Genomic DNA, 332 nt, shown 5'->3' with positions numbered 1-332 from the left:
AACAGCAGAAGAAGCAGCCAAACTATTTGCAGAACTTCGATCTATGATTGATGGATTGGAAACACAAGGATTGCCATTGGATCAGTCTATGGATCAAATTGGTGCCTCACTGACTCGATTTGAAACATTAAAAACGAAGTTAGACCAATCAGGATACAGTTTAGATTCCTCTATCATCTCAGGAATGGACAACTTGAAAGCCTTTGCTTGGGAAAACCAAAAAGTCATTTTGGCCAAAGCATATTTGGGAACTATCTCAAACAATGGAACAATCGATAAATTTTTATCCGATGTGAAGAGTGGAAAATTTGTTCTACCGGGACCGAGTGGCA

General features: G+C 39.2%; 1 protein-coding gene. It reads left to right on the top strand.

Annotated elements, in window-relative coordinates; all coding sequences use genetic code 11:
- On the top strand, nt 1-332 hold a 332-nt coding region (locus EHQ47_RS19735; protein ID WP_167483323.1), incomplete at both ends, for a hypothetical protein.

Source organism: Leptospira bourretii, assembly GCF_004770145.1.
Classification (GTDB): Bacteria; Spirochaetota; Leptospiria; order Leptospirales; family Leptospiraceae; genus Leptospira_A; species Leptospira_A bourretii.
The sequence above is the reverse complement of the archived record's forward strand: the minus strand, read 5'-3'. Positions and strand labels throughout refer to the sequence as shown.